1 protein-coding gene and 1 pseudogene are annotated in these 1,911 nt (G+C 42.1%); both read right to left on the bottom strand.

Annotation, left to right across the window (positions count from 1 at the left end):
* Nucleotides 1-788, bottom strand: a pseudogene (locus R2S08_RS28780) (secretion protein HlyD); the annotation flags it as partial.
* 1 nt (nucleotide 789) lies between these two features.
* Nucleotides 790-1,911: peptidase domain-containing ABC transporter (locus R2S08_RS28785; protein WP_316838346.1), on the bottom strand; the 1,122-nt coding region annotated here is incomplete at its 5' end.

Consider the following 1,911-nt stretch of genomic DNA (forward strand, 5'->3'; position numbering starts at 1 on the left):
ATTTCCTTTTTCTTGGCACCATAACTGGTGTTGTTGTTCATTAGAGCTGTAACACTTTGTTGTAAAGGGTATTTGCCTGCCAGGAATTTATTCTCCTGCTGCTTATATTCACTGGTAGACACCACTCCTTTCTGATAGAGCTTTTTGTAACTTTCAAACTCATGTTCCACATTGGCGTACTCTTTTTCCTGAACACTTTGCTGGGCAAGGATCTGGTCTTTTAACTGGTTAATTTCCTTAAGGTCCTGTTCCAGGTACTTTTTTCGGCTTAAATAATATCCCCCGTCCTGGGCAGAAATATACTGCAGGTATTGCTGATAAAAATTCTGGTAAGCACCTTGTAGTTCTCCAAGGTTCAAACCTTTAACCAATATTCCTGAGGCCACCTTTCCATTACTTAATCCTTCAGAGACTTGCTCCAACACATCACGCAACCGCAGAACATCTTTATGATTAGCCGTACTTTCCATAAAAGCAAGGGGCTGGTTCTGTTTTACAATTGATCCCTCTTTGGCCAGTAATGCAACTATTTTTGCCGTCTGCTTTGCAGGCACCGTCTTGGGCGCATTTAAGGAGTTCACCTTAAGCGTAGTCTTTACGATATCGGGGTATTCTATAAATTCAGAAGCCACCACAATGATCAATAATATCCCAAAAATCAGGGTAATGCCCCTCCGAAGTATCCAGGAAGGAACCGCTGTAATAATTTCCTGTACCTCTTCACTATTTACTTCCAGCCCGTTTACACGTACATCTGGATTTTTCACCTGTTCTGTTGCCACTTCCATATTACACCCCCATTTCTAATTGATTTTTAACCAGCTGATAATATTCTCCATTAGAGTTGACCAGCTCCTGGTGCGTTCCTTGTTCTATAATCACACCTTTATCCAATACAATAATGTTATCTGCATTTTTTACTGTACTTAGCCGGTGTGCCACCACAACCACCGTTCTGTCCTTAAAAAAGGTTTCCAGATTTTCCATAATTACCTTTTCATTGTTGGCATCCAGGGCATTGGTGGCCTCATCAAAAAAGATGTATTCCGGGTTCTTATAAACCGCCCGGGCAATTAACATCCGCTGGCGCTGGCCCTGACTAATCCCATTTCCCGCAGCACCAATTTTGGTATTTAAGCCCAGGGGCAGTTCTTCAATAAAATCACCAATATTGGCCACTTTAATCGCATGTAACAGTTTTTCCATATCCGGATATTCATCACCTACCGCAATATTGCGGGCAATGGTATCTGAAAAAATAAAGCCATCCTGCATCACGATTCCACATTTACCCCGCCAGTACCGGTAACCAATCTGTTGTATAGAGGTACTGCCTACTTTAATCTCCCCTTTTTGGGCTTCGTAAAACCTCAGCAACAACTTTAAGATCGTCGTCTTCCCACTTCCGCTCATGCCAACAATCGCAGTGGTTTTCCCCTGGGGTATGTTCAAACTAATATTTTGAAGGACAGGTTCGTTTCCCGCACCAGGATAAGTGAAACTGAGGTTTTGAAGGCTGATACTTTTGTTTAAAGGAAGTTCTTTTAAGAATTGCTGATCCACAGGTTCTTCGTCCTGCATTTCGTGAATTTCATTCAGCCGCTCCAAACTGATCTTCGCATCCTGAAATTGCTGCAAGAAACCAAGTAACTGCTCAATGGGACTGTTGAGTTGGCCTACAACATATTGTATGGCCATCATTCCTCCCAAAGTCAGTTGCCCATCTATCACAGACTTTGCGACCATAAAGGTGATGAGAATATTTTTACCTTCATTGATGAAGAATGCTCCAAATTGCTGATACTGCCCAAGAGCAAGGCTTTTGACACTGAACTTGAATAATCCTGCCTGAATCCTTTCCCATTCCCATCTTTTCTGCTGTTCGCAATTGTTCAATTTAATTTCCTGCAT

Source organism: Pedobacter nutrimenti (genome assembly GCF_032678445.1).
Lineage (GTDB): Bacteria > Bacteroidota > Bacteroidia > Sphingobacteriales > Sphingobacteriaceae > Pedobacter > Pedobacter nutrimenti_A.